The sequence below is a fragment of the Thermostichus sp. MS-CIW-38 genome (genome assembly GCF_054058415.1).
This window is the reverse complement of record NZ_JBSSAH010000016.1, coordinates 44394-60207: the sequence shown is the minus strand read 5'-3', so window position 1 is coordinate 60207 and position 15814 is coordinate 44394. Positions and strand designations below refer to the sequence as shown.

Sequence of the window (15814 nt, the reverse complement as noted above, 5' to 3'; positions counted from 1 at the left end):
CTCGTTTTGACAAATTGGCCAGGAACTTCTTGAGTTTTCTCTATCTCGTCAGTGCTCTCTTTTGGCTCAAATGAAAGATCAACACAACCTAGTTTGAATCGAAATGACTACAACACCTACTAACAAGTAGACCTGAACAGAAATCCGGCACGGTTAGGAGCCAAACTGCAAACGGTAAACCTCCTCCTCTTGATCAGTTTCCACCTCCAAATCAGAGGTAGCATAGGCTACACACAGCAGCACAAAGCCCTGAGCCTGCAGTTCTGGGCCAATCCCCATTGCCTCTGTCTGAGTCACGGATCCCGACCTCAGCCGCCCCGCACAGGTAGTGCAAACCCCCGCCTGACAAGAGGAAGGTAGCTCTATCCCGTGTTCAAGAGCAGCTTGTAAAACCGTCTGATCCGCAGAGGCAGGGAAGCGGTAGGTTTGGCCGCGGTGATGAAGGGTTACTTGATAAGCCGTAGCAGACATCAGGAACGGGCTCCCGACGGAGTACGGGTCACCGTCAGAGACTGTGGCTGGCGCATTTTCTTCACCAGAGCCTGGATCTTTTTGGCTCCTTCCTTTTGCAGGTCGGCGATGTAGTGGCCTTTGAGCCGCTCCGCCTCAGCTTCATCGGAGAAGGGGCCGTAGTAGTAGGTACAGTCCTCGGTGGTGATCTCGATCCAGACCGATAGGCCGCGCAGCTTATCCAACAGATTGGCCAAAAGGTTGCTCACGGGATCCATCCCCCATTATCAAGTCTAGCAATCATTGGATGTCCTTTTGCAATCCCCTAGATTCTACTACTTTTATTGACGATTTGTTGAGGAATGTATCAACCTCAGGGCGTTTGAGGTGGTGGGGAGAGCGCTGCCGGTGGATTTCGTAGAGGGCAATGCCGGCGGCCACAGAAGCATTCAAGCTTTCAGTGCGGCCTGCCAAGGGAATGGACAGCAGTTGGTCACAATGGCGTTGTGTGAGCAGGCTAATCCCTTCCCCCTCGGATCCTACTACCAAAGCAATGGGCCGCTGAAAATCGGCGCTATAGATGGGGTCAGCCCCTCGGCTGGTGGTGCCATAGACCCAAAACCCCTGCTCTTTGAGGTATTCCAAAGCCCGATTCAAATTCACCACCCGCGCCACCGGCAAGGTGGAGAGGGCTCCCGCCGCTACCTTCATCACCGTCGAGGTTACCCCTGCTGCCCGCCGCTGGGGGATCACCATCCCCTGCATGCCAAAAGCTTCTACACTACGGGCAATAGCTCCCAAGTTATGGGGATCCTGGATCCCGTCTAGAACCACCAGCACCGGATTGGGGCCGGCCTGCCGGCTTCTTTCCACCAAATCCTCCAGGGCCACGTACTGATAAGGCGTGGCTTGGGCAGCGATACCCTGGTGGTTGGCGCCAGCCGTGAGGGCGTTCAGCCGCTTTGGAGACACTTCGTCGATAACGGTGCCCCGCGCTTTGGCTTCTTCCAACAGAGATAAAAATTGGGGGCTGTAGCGCAACTTCGGCAAGATCCAAACCCGATTGAGGGTGGCTTGACTTTTCAAAGCAGCCAGTACTGTCTGGCGACCGTAGATAATCTCTTGCTCCAGCTCGGTCTCCGGATTCCCGTCGGCCTGAGGCTGAACTTCCCCTGGCAAGATCCCTGTCTCGCCAGTGGAGAGGCCGGGATCCAGCTCGCCTACTGGTTGAGGAGCCATCTTGCCTTGGGGCCACTGCCGTTGCGCGTCGCGACGGATGGGCTTCACTGGAGCCTCTCGGAGGGCAAGCTTGGGATCCCCGTCTCGGCGTTTGGGCCGCTGTACCCGCTTGCTAACGGATTGCCCTGCCCTTCGCGGCTGCAGTTTGCCCGAGCGAGACAGCCGTGAAGCAGGTTTGCGCTGAGAAGTCTTGGGCATGGGCGTGGAAGATGGAAAGACGGAAAGACTATCCTAACCTTCCCACTCGCCTAGGGTCTCAGCCAAAACATCAGTGAGGGCGAGGATATGGCGCAGCCGTTCGGGATTGGCCAGGTAGAGATAGCCCAGAACTGTTTCCAGGCCGCTGGCGTTTTGGTAATCGGCCAGAGGCAGATGCCGGGGTGGGCGACCGCAGCCATTGCGACCCCAGCGGACAATTTCCTGCTCTTCGGGGTTGAGATGGGGCAACAGGGCCAACAGCAACTTGGCCTGAGCCGAGCCGCGCACCCGCCTCACCACCTGCTGATGATAGCGCTCCAGTCGATCCGGAGGAAATAGCCGTTGCCGCCGCACGTGCAGTTCGTAAATGGCGTCTCCCAGGTAGGCCAAGGCTGCGGGCGATAGGCGGCGAATCTCGGCCAAGGAGGGCCTTTCGGAAGTGGGTTCGGACAGCAGATCGTTCACAGCAGCTCACGAAAGATAGGCAGAAAAATCTCTAGAACCGCTGTCATCGGCTCATTGCAGGATTCAGTCCATGCTAAGACAAGCTTCCTCTGGTCTGCTAGCCTGACTCGCGCTCTTTCCCCCCTTGCAGGTGATTTGGATCACGAGGCCCAGAGAGAAAAGGTGCTATCGAGTAGACAGGGCAAAGCCGGTTAAGGGGCTGATGTTATGAGCCTTGAAAAGCCAGTTGGAGTTACTGCCAAGAATCTGGAGAGCAAAATCCAAGAAATTGTGGGTGAGCTGGCCAGCGATCAGCGTGAAAGGCTGGAAGGTAAGGCCGAGCAAACAAAGGCGGCCACCCACCCTGGAGTCGAGGATGCTCGAGAAGCGATTAAAGACGTTGTGGATGATCCAACGGATGGCCAATAGCTCCAGTTAAGATGCGGGGACAAGGAGATCTGCATTCAGCAAAAGCAGGTAGGCGACGACCGCCCCCCCCATACCCCCTACCAAAAAGCCAGCGGCCAATTCGCTCCAAGATTGGGATCCCCCTACCGGCCCTATGTTGCGCTGCGAGGTGACAGAGCCGTAGAGAGAAAGGGCCGCCGTCAGGATCAGGATCAGGCCACAGGCTCCCAAAAAGCCGCTCAGCAGACCGATGGGCTCGTTGCGCAGCGGCCCCAGCTTGGCAAAGGGGCCTACCAGCCAATAGCCGTGGGCCATACCGATTTCCAAGCCCCGCCAAATGGAACTCAATCCCGGTCGGTTGATGGGCAGCCAGTCGATCAACAGCCGGACAACAGGCGCGTGGTTGATCGGTGTCCAGAGATCCCCAATTTGCGGATCTCCCTCAGGGACGGTGACGTATCCCTTATTCATGTTCAACCTATTCAACGGAGCAGGATCGGCATTGGGTTCGACCATTTCAGCAACTCTGTGTCCAGTTCAAAGGAGGATGGAAAAAAGCCTAAAAAAGCAGGGATCCCACCGGGCGTAGGTTGCGCTGGGGATCCCTGGCCTACACTCAGAACGTCAAAATGTCGGGGAAGAAGCGATTGATCTCGATGAACAGGGCAAAAACAAAGCTGGAAAACAGGATAAATGCCACCGGAGCAGTGGTGAGAAACTTGGTGAAATCAGCCATAGATGCCTCTCAAAAGTTGAACAGATCGAGTTGGAAAGCCAGGCTCAGCGGGGCGAGATGGGCACAGCCGCTTCCGGCTCTTGAATTTCGCCGCTGGCAATCTCCTTGAAAGCAGCAGCAGGCCAAGCCAAAGCCGTGAGGAAACAGCGCAGCGCCAAGGGAACGTCGATGATGCTTTCTTTCATCTCCGGTTCGTCGCTATTCCGCACGGCAATCAGATAAGAGCGCCCTGCCCAGCCCAGCCAACCGGCGATGTAGAGAAAAAGCAAGCCGGGGATGAGAAACTCGCCCGCATGGTTCAACCGACCATCTGTAACCAGGTGGGGCAGGCCCTCTTCGCCGCAGAGCAGCTTGCTGTAGCGCTCAAAGCGCTTGCTGGTTTGGGCCAGCTTTTGCTGGTAGACGGGAGCCATAGCAGGGCTGGCGTTGAGGATCTTCTCCTCTAGGCTGCTCAGGCGTTCGTTCATCAGAGCCTGAAAGGCGGGAACTTCGCTGCAAGGTTTCAGACCAATCAAGGGCTCTGCCTGCACAGATTGGGCGAGGCCAAGCGCGATGCAAAGGGCCAAAAGAAGGCTTAAAAAGGTTCGCATAGCAGGATGTGTCCTTGAGGTAGGGGTCTAAGATCTGTCCAAATGCTAAGGGATGCTAAGTGCAGAAACAGGCACTAAACGGTTAGTATCATACTCCTGAGCGCCTCGCCCCGACGGATCCCGGGTTTTAGCTCACACAATTCTTAATTCAAGTATCTCAAGTATCCCAAAGCTCTCCTATCCCTTTTGCCCAGCTTGCTCTCCCATGCCCCGCGTCCTTGCCATCGAAACCAGTTGTGACGAAACGGCTGTGGCTGTGGTGGCGGCGGATGTGGCCTGGCCGGGATTTGCCCCACGGCAGCTCAGCTCCGTGGTGGCCAGCCAAATCGACCTTCATGCTGCTTACGGGGGGGTGGTGCCGGAGGTGGCCTCACGGCAGCATGTGGAAACTCTGCCCTTTGTGCTAGAGGCTGCTCTGCAGCAGGCCGGATTGGAGGTGGCCGAGGTAGATGCCATTGCCGTAACCTGTGCGCCGGGCCTGGTGGGATCCCTGCTGGTGGGGCTGATGGGGGCCAAGACCCTGGCTTTGCTTTACGACAAGCCCCTGATCGGGGTGCATCATCTGGAGGGCCATCTCTTCAGCGGCTTCTTGGCAGAGCCCGATTTGCGCCCCCCCTGCCTATGCCTTTTGGTATCGGGAGGCCATACCAGCCTGATTTGGATGAAGGACTACGGGGACTACCAGACGGTGGGCCGCACCCGCGACGATGCTGCCGGCGAGGCATTTGATAAGGTGGCGCGGCTGTTGGGGCTGGGCTACCCGGGGGGGCCGCAGATCGACCGTTGGGCCCAGCAGGGGGATCCAGAGCGGTTCCCGCTGCCAGAGGGCAAAGTGGATCATCCCTACGACAGCAGCTTCAGTGGCCTAAAAACGGCGGTGTTGCGCCTAGTACAGCAGTTGCGGCAAGAGGGCCAGGAGTTGCCCATTGCCGATATTGCCGCCAGCTTCCAGGCCTGTCTGACCCATGTGCTCACCGAAAAGGCAGTGGCCTGCGCCGAGGCGCTGGGCCTCTCGACGCTGCTGCTGACGGGAGGGGTAGCTGCCAATCGGGAGCTGAGGGCCCGCCTCACAGAAGCAGCCCGGCAAAAGGGGTTGCGGGTGGTGATCCCGCCTCTAGCCCTCTGCACCGACAATGCCGCCATGATTGGGGCAGCTGGGCTCTGCCACTGGCTGCGGGGGGAGGTCTCGCCGCTGGAGCTGGGGGTAGCCTCGCGCATGCCCCTAGAAGGGATCCCTTCCCTCTACCTGGGTGGGGGCGGAGCTCACAGAGAAGAACAGACGGGATCCGCCGCCCTCTGACGTTGCCTCACCTCAAGGTAGATGAGCAGCGCGTTGATGTCGGCGGGGTTGACACCGCCGATGCGGGCCGCCTGGCCCACGGTTAGCGGGCGCACCGCCGAGAGCTTATCCCGCGACTCTTTGGAGAGGGTGGGGATGGAGTGGTAGTCCAGATCGGGGGGCAGAGGGCGGTGGTACTGCTTGCTCACCTGCTCAATTTGGCTCTGCTGCCGCTGGATGTAGCCGCTGTATTTGACGGCAATCTCTGCCGCCTCCTGCTCAAAGGGATCCAGCTCCGCATCCCCCAGCCCCAGTTCCAGGAGATCGGAGTAGTGAATCTGGTTGCGGCGCAAGATCTCGGCCAGGGTGGCGGATCCCTTGATCCCCTGCCCCGTCAGTTGGCTTAGTTGGATGCCGGCCAGGTCGTGGGCCTTCACCCGCTGCGTTTCCAGGCGCTCGATTTCTGCGGCAATGCGCGCTTGCTTGGCTTGGAACAGGGCCCAGCGCCGGTCATCGATCAAGCCCCATTCTCGCCCCAGGGGGGTGAGCCGTTGGTCGGCATTGTCGGAGCGCAGGATGAGGCGGTATTCGGAGCGGCTGGTGAGCATGCGGTAGGGCTCCCGCAGTTCTTTGGTGCAGAGATCGTCGATGAGGGTGCCGATGTAGCTGGACTCCCGCGGCAGGGTGACCAGGGGCTTGCCTTGAACCAGGCGGGCAGCGTTGATCCCGGCTATGAGCCCCTGAGCTGCCGCCTCTTCGTAGCCGGTGGTGCCGTTGATCTGGCCGGCGCAAAACAACCCCTGCACCTTTTTGGTCATCAGAGTGGGGTAGAGCTGGGTGGCCGGCAGATAGTCGTATTCCACCGCATAGGCAGGCCGCAGCATGACGCACCGCTCCAGGCCAGGCAAGGAGCGCAACATCTGGATCTGGATTTTCTCAGGCATCCCCGTGGAGAACCCCTGGATGTAGAGCTCCGGCAGATCCCGCCCTTCCGGCTCAATAAAAATCTGATGGCTTTCCTTGTCGGCAAAGCGGACAATCTTGTCTTCGATGCTGGGGCAGTAGCGGGGCCCTTTGGCCTCCACCCAGCCGCCATAGACAGGGGTTTCGTGGAGATTTTCCCGGATGATGCGGTGGGTCTCTGGGGTGGTGCGGGTCAAGTAGCAATCCATCTGCTCCCTTGGCACCCACACCTCGGGGTCGAAGCTAAACCAGCGCACATCGGGATCCCCCGGTTGCCGCTCCATGACGGAAAAATCCACGCTGCGCCGATCCACGCGGGCAGGGGTGCCGGTTTTCAGCCGGCCCGTTTCAAAGCCCAGTTGGCGCAGGGTGTCGGTCAGCCCTTCCACGGCAAATTCCCCTGCCCGTCCGGCAGCTTGCCAGTGGCGACCAATCCAGATGCGCCCCCCCAAAAACGTACCGGTGGTCAGGATCACCGCCCGACAGCCGAAGATGGTGCCGAAATGGGTGACCACGCCCACCACCTCGTCGTTGCGCCCCAACACCAAATCGGTGACAGTGCCCTCGCGAATCGTCAGGTTAGGCTGGTTTTCCACCACCGAGCGCATCACCCGCGCATATTCCCTTTTGTCGGTTTGCGCCCGCAGCGCCCACACCGCCGGCCCCCGCGAACGGTTGAGCACCCGCTTTTGCAAATAGGTGCGGTCGGTAACTTTGCCCATCTCGCCGCCGAGGGCATCGATTTCGTGTACCAGTTGCGATTTGGCCGGGCCGCCGACGGCGGGGTTACAGGGTTGCCAGGCGATCTTGTCCAGATTCAATGTCAGCATGAGGGTGTTGCAGCCCAGCCGCGCTGCTGCCAACGCTGCCTCGCAGCCGGAGTGCCCCCCGCCGACCACCACCACATCGTAGTGATCGAGAAAATCAAGGCTATCCTGTCCAACTTTGAGCATAAGGTGGCAATTCCAAAATGAATAGCCGGGATCCCCGGTCTTTTAATTTTCAGGTTATTTCAGCTCGCTTATCCAGCTTAGCGATGGCGGCAACGGATAGGGTTATTTGCGACCGGCCTGAGGCAGGCAGAGCAGTAGGGAAAGTTTTCTGTTGCCCTGGGAAATAAAGTTGGGTAGAGGCTCAGTTCCCAGCCTAAGTCACCTGATTGAAGAGTTGAAGAGACCTCAGGGCGCTGGGATCAGCTCCCCCAAGGCTGCCGATAGCAGGGGATCCCAGAGGAAAGGGCAGAGTCGCCCAAGGGATGTTGCGGCTCATACAAACACCAGACAGCCCGCCTGAGAGAGCCAAGCACCGATTCCATTATCCTCAACCGGATCTAATCCAGACTATTTTAGTCGGGTTTAGTTGACGCGGCAGATTGCGGGTGATAAGATTCCCCCCAACGATAGGTAAGTTCAATCCAGCGCCCACCCTTTCCTTCACCTTGAGGCTGCCCATGTCCCAAACTCTTTCCGAACGCCCGCTCAGCCCTGCCGATTCCCCGTTGGCCTCTGCCTTGCACAGCTCCAAGGTGGGCTTCAGCCGTTTGCGCTGTCGGGAGTGTGGCGCCGAGTATGAGCCGGTCGCCAAGCATGTTTGTGAGCTGTGTTTCGGCCCCCTGGAAGTGGTTTATGACTACGACTGGCTGAGGCACAGCGTCAGCCGGCAGAGCATCCAAGCTGGGCCGCTGTCTATCTGGCGCTATCGGCCTTTTCTGCCGGTGACTTCTGAAAAGCCCATCGATGTGGGCACCGGCATGACCCCGCTGGTTAAGGCGGAGCGGCTGGGTCGGCGGCTGGGATTGAAAAATCTTTACATCAAGAACGATGCCGTCAACATGCCCACCCTCAGCTTCAAGGATCGGGTGGTGTCGGTGGCGCTGACCCGCGCCAAGGAGCTGGGTTTTACCACCGTTTCCTGCGCCAGCACGGGCAATCTGGCCAACTCCACCGCTGCTATTGCCGCCCACGCCGGCTTGGACTGCACCATCTTCATCCCGGCGGACTTAGAAGCGGGCAAAGTGCTGGGATCCCTGATTTACAACCCCACCGTCATGGCGGTGGAGGGCAACTACGACCAGGTGAATCGCCTCTGCGCCGAGGTGGCGGATCGCTACGGCTGGGGCTTTGTCAACATCAACCTGCGCCCCTACTACTCGGAAGGCTCCAAAACCCTGGCCTACGAGGTGGTGGAGCAACTGGGCTGGCAACTGCCGGATCAGGTAGTGATCCCGCTGGCCTCGGGATCCCTGTACACCAAGGTTTACAAAGGCTTCCAGGAGTTTGTGAAGGTGGGGCTGGTGGCGGATAAGCCGGTCACCTTCCACGGCGCCCAGGCGCAGGGATGTTCGCCCATTGCCCAAGCCTTCCGCGAGGGACGGGATTTTGTCACTCCGGTTAAGCCCAATACCATCGCCAAGTCCATCGCCATCGGCAACCCTGCCGACGGGATCTACGCCCTGGACATTGCCCGCAGAACCGGTGGGCAGATCGCAACGGCCACGGATCCCGAGATCATCGCCGGCATTAAGCTCCTGGCCGAGACCGAAGGCATCTTCACCGAGACTGCCGGCGGCACCACCATTGCCGTGCTCAAACACCTGGCAGAATCCGGTCAAATCGATCCGGAGGCGGTTACAGTAGCCTACATTACTGGCAACGGTCTGAAGACCCAGGAGGCGGTTCAAGCCCACGTAGGCCATCCGCTGGTGATCTCGCCCAGGCTGGAGAGCTTTGAACAGGCTTTGGAGCGGGCCCGCACCCTGGAGCGGCTGGACTGGCAGGAGGCATCAGTATGAACTCGGTTTGCAGGGAAGACCCTCTCCATTGCCTCTTAACAGAATCTTAATGAAGAACTGTTAAGATCCCTGGCGTAGACCTATTGGCTCAGGAGCTTTGCACAATGCCTATCTTTCCTTCTGTTCAACGCCTTGTTCGCCGTTGGATCCCGTTGGCGGCTGTAGTGGCCCCGCTTGTCTTTGCTCCTGCGGCCCAGCCTCAAGGGCTAAACACCATTGCCGTTGAGCTGGAAACTTTGCCCAGCAGCTACTCGACGCTGGCGGCAGCTTTGCGGGCGACGGGCCTGAATACGGCGTTGGCAGGGCCGGGGCCGTTCACGGTCTTTGCCCCTTCCGATGTGGCCTTTGGGCAACTGCCGCCGAGTACGGTGGAGACGCTGTTGCAGCCGGCCAACCGGGCTCAGCTCACCCGCATTCTCACGTATCATGTGGTGCCGGGGCGGATTACCTCGTTTGACCTGCGGCCCGGCCAATCGACCACTCTGACCACCTTGGCAGGGCTGCCGCTGCAGGTGCAAGTGGGATCCGATGGCAGCATCCGGGTCAACGGGGCTAACGTGAACCTGGCGGATATTCCAGTTTCCAACGGCGTGATTCACGGCATCGATGGGGTGCTGCTACCCTAGTTTTTTGATGTTGGTTAATGGACGAGGCATTGGGCTATGGCAGTCAAGGTGCTGATTCCCAACACGCTGCGGGCGCTCACCCAGGATCAGGGGGTGGTGAATTGCGAGGGATCCACCATCCGCGAATTGTTGGATGCTTTGGAACAACGCTGTCCGGGGATTAAGGCGCGGCTGTGCGATGAGAAGGGGGAATTGCGCCGCTTCGTCAACTTTTATGTGAACAGCGAAGACATTCGCTTCCTCAAGGGATGTGACACCCCTCTGCAAGATGGGGATGAGGTGAGCATCGTCCCTGCCGTTGCTGGGGGCTGAGGGCTGCCAAGCCTGCCGTGGACGCTGTGGAGTGGTTGAGCCAGCCGGCCCCGCTGGTGGCACCTGCCTTGCTGGGCATGGTTCTGGTGCGGCAATTTGCCGATGGGCTGCAGGTGCGGGCCCAGATCGTAGAGACGGAGGCCTACACGGCTGGGGATCCGGCCTGCCATGCCTACCGCCGCAAGACCCAACGCAACCAGGTCATGTTTGGCCCGCCAGGGCATCTCTACATCTATCGCATCTACGGCCTCTACCACTGTCTAAATATCGTTACCGAGCCAGAAGGGATCCCGGCGGCGGTTCTGATTCGGGCAGCTCAGTTGGATCGCCTGCCAGACTGGATCCCGGCCAACAAACAGAATCAGCCAGCACGGGCGGCGGCGGGGCCGGGCCTGCTCTGTCAAGCACTGCGCATCGACGGATCCCACAACGGCTGGCGGCTAGAGCGGGCGGAAGCCGGCCAGGAAGGCATTTGGCTGGAGGGATCCCCCTCTTGGCAAACGCAGTTGTCCATCGTCCAAACCACCCGCATCGGCATCACCCAAGGAGCCGAGATCCCCTGGCGCTGGTACATTGGTGGACATCCGGCGGTGTCGCGCTATTAGTGGGGGCAGGCGGACAATGCTCGCAGAAGGCAGTGGCTAAAGGACTCCGTCCCGCTTACGCGAACGGCAGGGGCTGCCTGGGCTGGTCAGCGGGGTTGTGCTGCTCTTGCTGGGGTTGCCCACGTTGGCCCAGCCTGTTCCAACTTTTCCAGGACTGATACATTTACGCTGAACACTGCTGAACATCACTGTTCAACTATGCAGCGATAGCATTCTGTTTGTTTCCAACCAGAATGGCGGTATCCCGCAAAGCTTTGAGTAGAATACCCAAAGCGCAGTTTCCGTGTCGTCTTACTACCAATTTTCTGCTTTGCTTTGGCTACCATGTTGGCAGACTCGAAAGTAAACAGAAAGATCAACTGGTAGTAATCCGTACTGAACATATTATACATTATTTTCAGTATAGTTGAGCTTATTATTGACTAGAGTCATGCTCTTGACGATGCAATCCCAGACCCACTTCACCTATCGCACCGGGTTTCAGCGCTGGCGGGCGGGAGAAGCTCAGGGGTTTCAGGACTGGTCAACCCAAGGGATCTGCCTGAACGCCCGAGGGCAATTGGTCTTGGATCCAGAGGGTTTGCGGCAAGAAGTCAGCCTTGAAGAGCCTGAGGTGGCGCTAAGGACTCCGTCCCGCTTACGCGATAATGCTCCGCACCGCTTACGCGAACGGGGGCGCCCTTTCTATCCCCTTGGCCCCTACTGGGTGGGAGAAGCCACCAGCCCAGCAGTCCCCACCAGCTTCCCTATGGTCGGGGCAATCGCTTCCTGGAATGCCACCACGCCCCCCGGCACCTGGTTGGAACTGTGGATTCGGGCCAAGCTTTCAGACCGCTGGACAAAGTGGTATCACGGCGGGGTATGGGCTGCGGATCCCTTGACTCTGGCCAGCCACTCAGTGCAAGGACAAGGGGATGAGGATGGCAACCTGTACACGGACTTGCTGGTGCTCAAGGATACCCTCAACGGAGCAGAAGCCTTCCAGGTCAGGGTGCGCCTGTTCACGCAAGAGCCAGGCCGTTCTGCCGTTGTGGATCAGGTGGCAGTTGCCATTTCCAACGAGCCGGTCAGGCCCAGCCGCCTATCCCCTGGGGATCCCAGCCGCTGGGGCAAAATCTTGGATCTGCCTTGGTGCTCCCAGATGGTGTACCCCGATGGGGGAGAGGTCTGGTGTAGCCCCACCTCTTTGGCGATGGTGATGGCCTACTGGAAGCGGGATCCCCGCCCCTGTGAGGTGTTGGTGCGCGCAGCAGTGGCCGGTGTGTATGACCGGGTTTACCAGGGCCATGGCAACTGGGCTTTCAACGTCGCCCATGCTGCCGAGCAGGGTTTGTCCGGCGTGGTGGCGCGGCTGGAGAGCTTGGCTCAAGCAGAAGCCTGGATCGCGGCAGGGGTTCCGGTGATCCTCAGCTATGCTTGGGGTGAGGGAGAACTGGAAGGGGCGCCAATTCCCAGAAGCAACGGCCATCTGGCGGTGCTGGTGGGGTTTGCTCGCGGCAGCGGTGCGGAGCAGTTTAGCCACGGGGATCCCATCCTCCACGATCCGGCAGCCAAAACCAACGAAGAGGTTCGCCGTACTTACCGCCGCGAACAGCTAGAGTCGTTGTGGCTGGAGCACTCCGGGGGTACCGTCTACTTGATTCATCCGCGAGAGTGGCCTGTCCCCACTCTATAGCCGAACCGGGCGAACGCGGGCAGCATCGACTTACAGCGCTACCGCTATGGCCTGGATGATTTCCTGGCCGCTGAAACTGCTATCTGGTCTTTCGGTGGGGATTTGAGTAAGGATAGATGGAGTGAGGAGTGCGACTCACCTGCGGGTGAGGATGGTTGGTCATGAATAGGAATGCGGTTCAGGGGCCAAGGCATTGGTCGAGGTGGCTCCTGCGGCAGAGAGGGTGCTGGGCAATTCTCGCCGGTTTGTACGCTGATGAAGGTAAGCGTGGGGGTTTGGGTTTCCGCCATTTCCCAGTTTGTGGGAGGGGATGAGCTGCATCATGCCACGACGGGCTTCCCTGACACCGCTACCTTGGCCTGCGCTGAGTGCCTTGGTGCTGGCTCTCTCGGGCTGTGGCGAGCTTTCTTCTTCTAGTCTGTCTCCCAGCGTTGTTCCCCCTGCGGCCCTACAGCCGGTTTTAACTCCAACTCCTCTCCCTCCCTCCCCGCTTTCTCTGACTTTCGAGCAAGCCCGCCAGTCCGGCTTGTCGGTGCCCAGCAACCGCATTGTTCTGCTGCTTCAGGAACAGGGATCCGATCTGGTGGCCCAGCTACCGGCCTCAGAGGTGGATCGCTGGCTGGCTCGCACTCCCACCTGGCCGGGGGTGGAAGGCATCGACCTGAGCATTACCCTGGGCACTTATCGCCAAACCGCCACTGCCCCTCTGCGCCCAGGGCAACCGGCCACTTTCACCTTCACCAATCCTCCCGCCGGAGAAGCGGAGCTCAGCGCCATTGCCTATCGGGGATCCACCACTCTGGCGCAGGGGAAGGGATCCCTGACCCTTTCTGCCCGCTCTGGGAGTTCTGGCAGTGTCAATCGTCCTCCCCAAGACACAGAGCGCCAGCGCCGCCTTTCTATGTTGGTGCTCTCTGAGGTGGGGGTACCGCTGCTGCACACCAGCTCGGCAGCGCCCACCCTTGGCCAGCCGTTGCTGCTCTCAGGGGAAAATTTGGAGCGGGTGGAAACAGTTCTCTTTGCTGCAGCAGCCAATCCCGAGCGCATCCTGAGGGGGGAAATTCGCTCCCGCAGCGGTGACCGTTTGGTGGTGATGCCGCCTTCTTCTCTTTCCGGCTCAGTTTGGGTTGCTGTTGCGGATGCTTCCGGGCAAGGGTTGGGCACTCTGGTCTACGATTGGCCTGCCGCTACTCCTTCCCCCAGCCCCTCTCCCACCCCCACTGCTCCGGCAGCATCGGCCTGGGTGGTGGAAACTTTGCTGGATGGCCGCACCTCGCCCGCGGCAGATCCTGTCGGCAACGCCCCTGATAACACCGGCACCGAGTCCAGGATCTACCTGCAGCAAATCAGCGGCATTGCTGTGGATCCTGAAGGAGCCTTCTATTTAGCCGATAGAGCCCAGCACCGCATCTTCCGGCTGTCTCCAGAGGGGGAATTGGAAGTTTGGGCCGGCACAGGCCAAGCAGGCCGCCGCGACGGAGCAGCCAATCAAGCTCAGTTTGACTCCCCACAGGGGCTGCTCTGGGATCCCAAGGGGGGATTGTGGGTAGCCGACAGCGGCAACCATTGCCTGCGCTATATCAACCTGCAACGACAGGTGAGCACCTTTGCCGGCACTTGTATAGCGGGATACCGAGATGGGGGGCTTGACCGAGCTCAGTTCCGGGAGCCATCTGGGCTGGCTTTGGGTTCAGATGGCAGCCTCTACGTTGCCGACCGCGCCAATCGCCGCATCCGCCGCATCACCCCTGCCGGTGAGGTGACCACCGTTGCCGGCACGGGCCAGCCGGGATCCGTCGATGGCCCAGCAGAACAGGCCCAGCTCCTGCAGCCCACGGCTCTGGCGGTGGATAAGGAGGGGAACCTCTGGATTGCCGATGGACATCGCCTGCGCCGGCTCTCTGCTGGCGGACGAGTGACCACCCTCTCCGGGGCAGAGCCAGGCTATCGGGATGGCCCCCTGGCAGAGGCCCGTTTTCAAACCCTGGGGGGGCTGGCCTTCGATGCGGCAGGCAACCTCTGGGTGGCCGACCGAGATAACCATCGCATTCGTCGTCTTCAGCCTGGGGGACAAGTTTCCACCTTGGCCGGACAGAATCAGCCCGGCTGGCAGGATGGCCCCACCTCGGTGGCCCGGTTCGATCAACCTGCCGGCTTGGTAGTCTTAGCGGATGGCAGTGTGGTGGTGGTGGATGCCGGCTTGCCGGGCTTGCGTCGCATAAGCCGCGTTGCTTCTGGGCCTGTCACCCCAACCCCTGGGGGATCTCTGTAGGCTCTTGACAGGCCGCCGTCTCTCAGGTTTCACAGGGATCCCCATCTACTCAATCACCACACTCTTCGGGCCGGCGTTCACCTCTGGGCGACCCTGATTGAAGTTGGCCAGGAAGGTGTCTGGATCTTTGAGGCTGAAGACCAGCTTTTTGCAGGGCACTTGCAGCCCCACCGGCCCCAGCAACGGAATAAAAAGAGGCTTTTCCTGCACCAGTGGAATGGCGATCACCCCTTGGGTGCTGGTGACCGGGCCAACGATCCCCTGAAAATCGGTGCGCACGCCCAGTCCGTAGTACCAAGGCCAGGGGAAGCGCTCCCCTTGTCCCAACTCGCTCAGGGAGAACGTCTCGTTGAACAGGCTGCCCGCCCGCACAATGAGCTTGTCTTGCAGCAGATCGACATAGGCCGCCTCGCTGCTCACCCCAAACAGAGCCAGCGGCAAACTGGCTAGGGGATTGGAGTCGATGGCCATGTAATAACGCATGAGAAGTCTCCGAGTTCACAGATGGGTGACCAGGTGAGCCGCGGCCCCTAGCCTTGCCAATTATAGAAAATCTTCCCCGTTGCTCGACTGACCAAAAGGGATCCCATCTGCCCACAAGCTAACCGAGTATGATGGGTTGCTTGGAGCGTCCTTTGAGGACTCCGTCCGAATAGCGCGAACAGCAAGCCACTGGCCAGCGAGGAAAACAGGATGGATCTGCGAGCCCTCATTCGCTTGGTGCCCGATTTTCCCAGACCCGGCATCCTCTTTCGGGATATGACCCCCCTGCTGCAGGATCCGGCAGGCTTCCGGGCGGCTATTGAACAGTTGGCCGCCGGCACCACCGGCATGGGATCCCTAGATTATGTGGTCGGCATCGAGTCGCGGGGGTTCATTTTAGGGGCTGCTTTGGCACAACACCTGGGCTTGGGCTTTGTCCCGGTTCGCAAGCCAGGCAAACTGCCGCCGCCGGTGCTCAGCCAGACTTACAGCCTGGAATACGGCCAAGACCAGCTCCAACTGCACGCCCACGCCCTGCGGCCTGGAGAGCGGGTGTTGATCGTGGATGATGTCATTGCCACCGGGGGTACAGCCGCTGCCACCGCCCAATTGGTGGCCCAGAGCGGCGCTGAGGTGGGGGGATTTGCCTTCTTAATCGAGCTGGCCTTTTTGTCCGGCTGCAAGGCTCTTCCCCCTGGGATCCCTGCCCATGTGGTGATGGTAGAGGAAGGCAACTGAGTTCC

General features: G+C 59.8%; 18 protein-coding genes and 1 pseudogene. 9 read left to right on the top strand and 10 right to left on the bottom strand.

Going from position 1 to position 15814, the window contains the following annotated elements:
• Positions 1–153 precede the first annotated feature (153 nt).
• The 4 genes from ACVWXZ_RS07555 to ACVWXZ_RS07540 are packed head-to-tail and all read right to left on the bottom strand — an operon-like array spanning position 154 to position 2352.
• Positions 154–471 carry a 2Fe-2S iron-sulfur cluster-binding protein gene (locus ACVWXZ_RS07555; protein WP_414342213.1) on the bottom strand — a complete coding sequence of 106 codons (318 nt, stop codon included), beginning with the start codon at positions 469–471 and terminating at the stop codon, positions 154–156.
• Positions 471–728, bottom strand: coding sequence for a DUF1816 domain-containing protein (locus ACVWXZ_RS07550; RefSeq protein ID WP_414384163.1), 258 nt, complete (start codon positions 726–728; stop codon positions 471–473). Before ACVWXZ_RS07550 ends, ACVWXZ_RS07555 begins: the two co-directional genes overlap by 1 nt.
• A 22-nt stretch (positions 729–750) precedes the next feature.
• On the bottom strand, positions 751–1887 hold the full coding sequence (rlmB, locus tag ACVWXZ_RS07545) for a 23S rRNA (guanosine(2251)-2'-O)-methyltransferase RlmB (protein ID WP_011434369.1): 1137 nt from the start codon (positions 1885–1887) through the stop codon (positions 751–753).
• 33 nt (positions 1888–1920) lie between these two features.
• Positions 1921–2352 carry a ribonuclease III domain-containing protein gene (locus ACVWXZ_RS07540; RefSeq protein WP_457393906.1) on the bottom strand — a complete coding sequence of 144 codons (432 nt, stop codon included), beginning with the start codon at positions 2350–2352 and terminating at the stop codon, positions 1921–1923.
• A 207-nt stretch (positions 2353–2559) separates the two neighbouring features.
• On the opposite strand from ACVWXZ_RS07540, the gene ACVWXZ_RS07535 reads away from it, so the two are divergent.
• Positions 2560–2760 carry a CsbD family protein gene (locus tag ACVWXZ_RS07535; protein WP_041436874.1) on the top strand — a complete coding sequence of 67 codons (201 nt, stop codon included), beginning with the start codon at positions 2560–2562 and terminating at the stop codon, positions 2758–2760.
• A gap of 6 nt (positions 2761–2766) precedes the next feature.
• Here ACVWXZ_RS07535 and ACVWXZ_RS07530 read toward each other — a convergent pair whose 3' ends face one another.
• From ACVWXZ_RS07530 to ACVWXZ_RS07520, 3 genes are all read right to left on the bottom strand, one after another.
• Positions 2767–3255 carry a photosystem I reaction center protein subunit XI gene (locus ACVWXZ_RS07530; protein WP_457403668.1) on the bottom strand — a complete coding sequence of 163 codons (489 nt, stop codon included), beginning with the start codon at positions 3253–3255 and terminating at the stop codon, positions 2767–2769.
• 100 nt (positions 3256–3355) lie between these two features.
• Positions 3356–3475 (bottom strand): photosystem I reaction center subunit IX, encoded by a 120-nt coding sequence (locus ACVWXZ_RS07525; protein ID WP_011434365.1) that lies wholly within the window; start codon positions 3473–3475, stop codon positions 3356–3358.
• A gap of 44 nt (positions 3476–3519) precedes the next feature.
• Positions 3520–4065, bottom strand: a complete 546-nt coding sequence (locus ACVWXZ_RS07520; RefSeq protein ID WP_011434364.1) for a photosystem I reaction center subunit III — start codon at positions 4063–4065, stop codon at positions 3520–3522.
• Positions 4066–4270: 205 nt separating this feature from the next.
• Here ACVWXZ_RS07520 and tsaD point away from each other — a divergent pair, with 205 nt between their 5' ends.
• On the top strand, positions 4271–5365 hold the full coding sequence (gene tsaD, locus ACVWXZ_RS07515; RefSeq protein ID WP_457403669.1) for a tRNA (adenosine(37)-N6)-threonylcarbamoyltransferase complex transferase subunit TsaD: 1095 nt from the start codon (positions 4271–4273) through the stop codon (positions 5363–5365).
• On the opposite strand, the gene mnmG is transcribed toward tsaD, so the two are convergent.
• On the bottom strand, positions 5329–7260 hold the full coding sequence (mnmG, locus tag ACVWXZ_RS07510) for a tRNA uridine-5-carboxymethylaminomethyl(34) synthesis enzyme MnmG (RefSeq protein ID WP_457403671.1): 1932 nt from the start codon (positions 7258–7260) through the stop codon (positions 5329–5331). The genes tsaD and mnmG overlap by 37 nt on opposite strands.
• A 497-nt stretch (positions 7261–7757) precedes the next feature.
• Here mnmG and thrC point away from each other — a divergent pair, with 497 nt between their 5' ends.
• The 4 genes from thrC (at position 7758) to ACVWXZ_RS07490 (ending at position 10641) form a co-directional block, all read left to right on the top strand.
• Positions 7758–9098 (top strand): threonine synthase, encoded by a 1341-nt coding sequence (thrC, locus tag ACVWXZ_RS07505; protein ID WP_457445403.1) that lies wholly within the window; start codon positions 7758–7760, stop codon positions 9096–9098.
• A 104-nt stretch (positions 9099–9202) separates the two neighbouring features.
• A complete protein-coding gene (locus tag ACVWXZ_RS07500; RefSeq protein ID WP_457482345.1) occupies positions 9203–9724 on the top strand; it encodes a fasciclin domain-containing protein in 522 nt (173 codons plus the stop codon).
• 36 nt (positions 9725–9760) lie between these two features.
• Positions 9761–10036, top strand: coding sequence for a ubiquitin-like small modifier protein 1 (locus ACVWXZ_RS07495; RefSeq protein WP_011434358.1), 276 nt, complete (start codon positions 9761–9763; stop codon positions 10034–10036).
• A 26-nt stretch (positions 10037–10062) separates the two neighbouring features.
• A complete protein-coding gene (locus ACVWXZ_RS07490; protein ID WP_011434357.1) occupies positions 10063–10641 on the top strand; it encodes a DNA-3-methyladenine glycosylase in 579 nt (192 codons plus the stop codon).
• Between the two features lie 196 nt (positions 10642–10837).
• Here the strand turns inward: ACVWXZ_RS07490 and ACVWXZ_RS07485 are convergent.
• A pseudogene (locus ACVWXZ_RS07485) lies at positions 10838–11021 on the bottom strand (hypothetical protein); the annotation flags it as partial.
• A gap of 62 nt (positions 11022–11083) precedes the next feature.
• Between ACVWXZ_RS07485 and ACVWXZ_RS07480 the strand changes: the two are divergent.
• Positions 11084–12316, top strand: a complete 1233-nt coding sequence (locus ACVWXZ_RS07480; protein ID WP_457403674.1) for a peptidase C39 family protein — start codon at positions 11084–11086, stop codon at positions 12314–12316.
• A 322-nt stretch (positions 12317–12638) separates the two neighbouring features.
• The gene (locus tag ACVWXZ_RS07475) at positions 12639–14588 is read left to right on the top strand and encodes an NHL repeat-containing protein (protein WP_457403675.1); all 1950 of its coding nucleotides are present in this window, start codon (positions 12639–12641) and stop codon (positions 14586–14588) included.
• A 45-nt stretch (positions 14589–14633) separates the two neighbouring features.
• On the opposite strand, the gene ACVWXZ_RS07470 is transcribed toward ACVWXZ_RS07475, so the two are convergent.
• Positions 14634–15071, bottom strand: a complete 438-nt coding sequence (locus ACVWXZ_RS07470; protein WP_457403676.1) for a hypothetical protein — start codon at positions 15069–15071, stop codon at positions 14634–14636.
• Between the two features lie 210 nt (positions 15072–15281).
• Between ACVWXZ_RS07470 and ACVWXZ_RS07465 the strand changes: the two genes are divergently transcribed.
• Positions 15282–15809: an adenine phosphoribosyltransferase gene (locus ACVWXZ_RS07465; protein WP_011434353.1), complete on the top strand. Its 528-nt coding sequence runs from the start codon at positions 15282–15284 to the stop codon at positions 15807–15809.
• The last annotated feature ends 5 nt before the right edge of the window (positions 15810–15814 follow it).

Excerpts from the sequence above, each read along its gene's own strand:
- rlmB (WP_011434369.1), bottom strand. The coding sequence starts at position 1,887 with ATGCCCAAGACTTCTCAGCGCAAACCTGCTTCACGGCTGTCTCGCTCG.
- ACVWXZ_RS07480 (WP_457403674.1), top strand. The coding sequence starts at position 11,084 with ATGCAATCCCAGACCCACTTCACCTATCGCACCGGGTTTCAGCGCTGG.
- ACVWXZ_RS07530 (WP_457403668.1), bottom strand. The coding sequence starts at position 3,255 with ATGGTCGAACCCAATGCCGATCCTGCTCCGTTGAATAGGTTGAACATG.
- ACVWXZ_RS07470 (WP_457403676.1), bottom strand. The coding sequence starts at position 15,071 with ATGCGTTATTACATGGCCATCGACTCCAATCCCCTAGCCAGTTTGCCG.
- tsaD (WP_457403669.1), top strand. The coding sequence starts at position 4,271 with ATGCCCCGCGTCCTTGCCATCGAAACCAGTTGTGACGAAACGGCTGTG.
- ACVWXZ_RS07520 (WP_011434364.1), bottom strand. The coding sequence starts at position 4,065 with ATGCGAACCTTTTTAAGCCTTCTTTTGGCCCTTTGCATCGCGCTTGGC.
- ACVWXZ_RS07535 (WP_041436874.1), top strand. The coding sequence starts at position 2,560 with ATGAGCCTTGAAAAGCCAGTTGGAGTTACTGCCAAGAATCTGGAGAGC.
- mnmG (WP_457403671.1), bottom strand. The coding sequence starts at position 7,260 with ATGCTCAAAGTTGGACAGGATAGCCTTGATTTTCTCGATCACTACGAT.
- thrC (WP_457445403.1), top strand. The coding sequence starts at position 7,758 with ATGTCCCAAACTCTTTCCGAACGCCCGCTCAGCCCTGCCGATTCCCCG.
- ACVWXZ_RS07525 (WP_011434365.1), bottom strand. The coding sequence starts at position 3,475 with ATGGCTGATTTCACCAAGTTTCTCACCACTGCTCCGGTGGCATTTATC.
- ACVWXZ_RS07500 (WP_457482345.1), top strand. The coding sequence starts at position 9,203 with ATGCCTATCTTTCCTTCTGTTCAACGCCTTGTTCGCCGTTGGATCCCG.
- ACVWXZ_RS07555 (WP_414342213.1), bottom strand. The coding sequence starts at position 471 with ATGTCTGCTACGGCTTATCAAGTAACCCTTCATCACCGCGGCCAAACC.
- ACVWXZ_RS07465 (WP_011434353.1), top strand. The coding sequence starts at position 15,282 with ATGGATCTGCGAGCCCTCATTCGCTTGGTGCCCGATTTTCCCAGACCC.
- ACVWXZ_RS07495 (WP_011434358.1), top strand. The coding sequence starts at position 9,761 with ATGGCAGTCAAGGTGCTGATTCCCAACACGCTGCGGGCGCTCACCCAG.
- ACVWXZ_RS07550 (WP_414384163.1), bottom strand. The coding sequence starts at position 728 with ATGGATCCCGTGAGCAACCTTTTGGCCAATCTGTTGGATAAGCTGCGC.
- ACVWXZ_RS07475 (WP_457403675.1), top strand. The coding sequence starts at position 12,639 with ATGCCACGACGGGCTTCCCTGACACCGCTACCTTGGCCTGCGCTGAGT.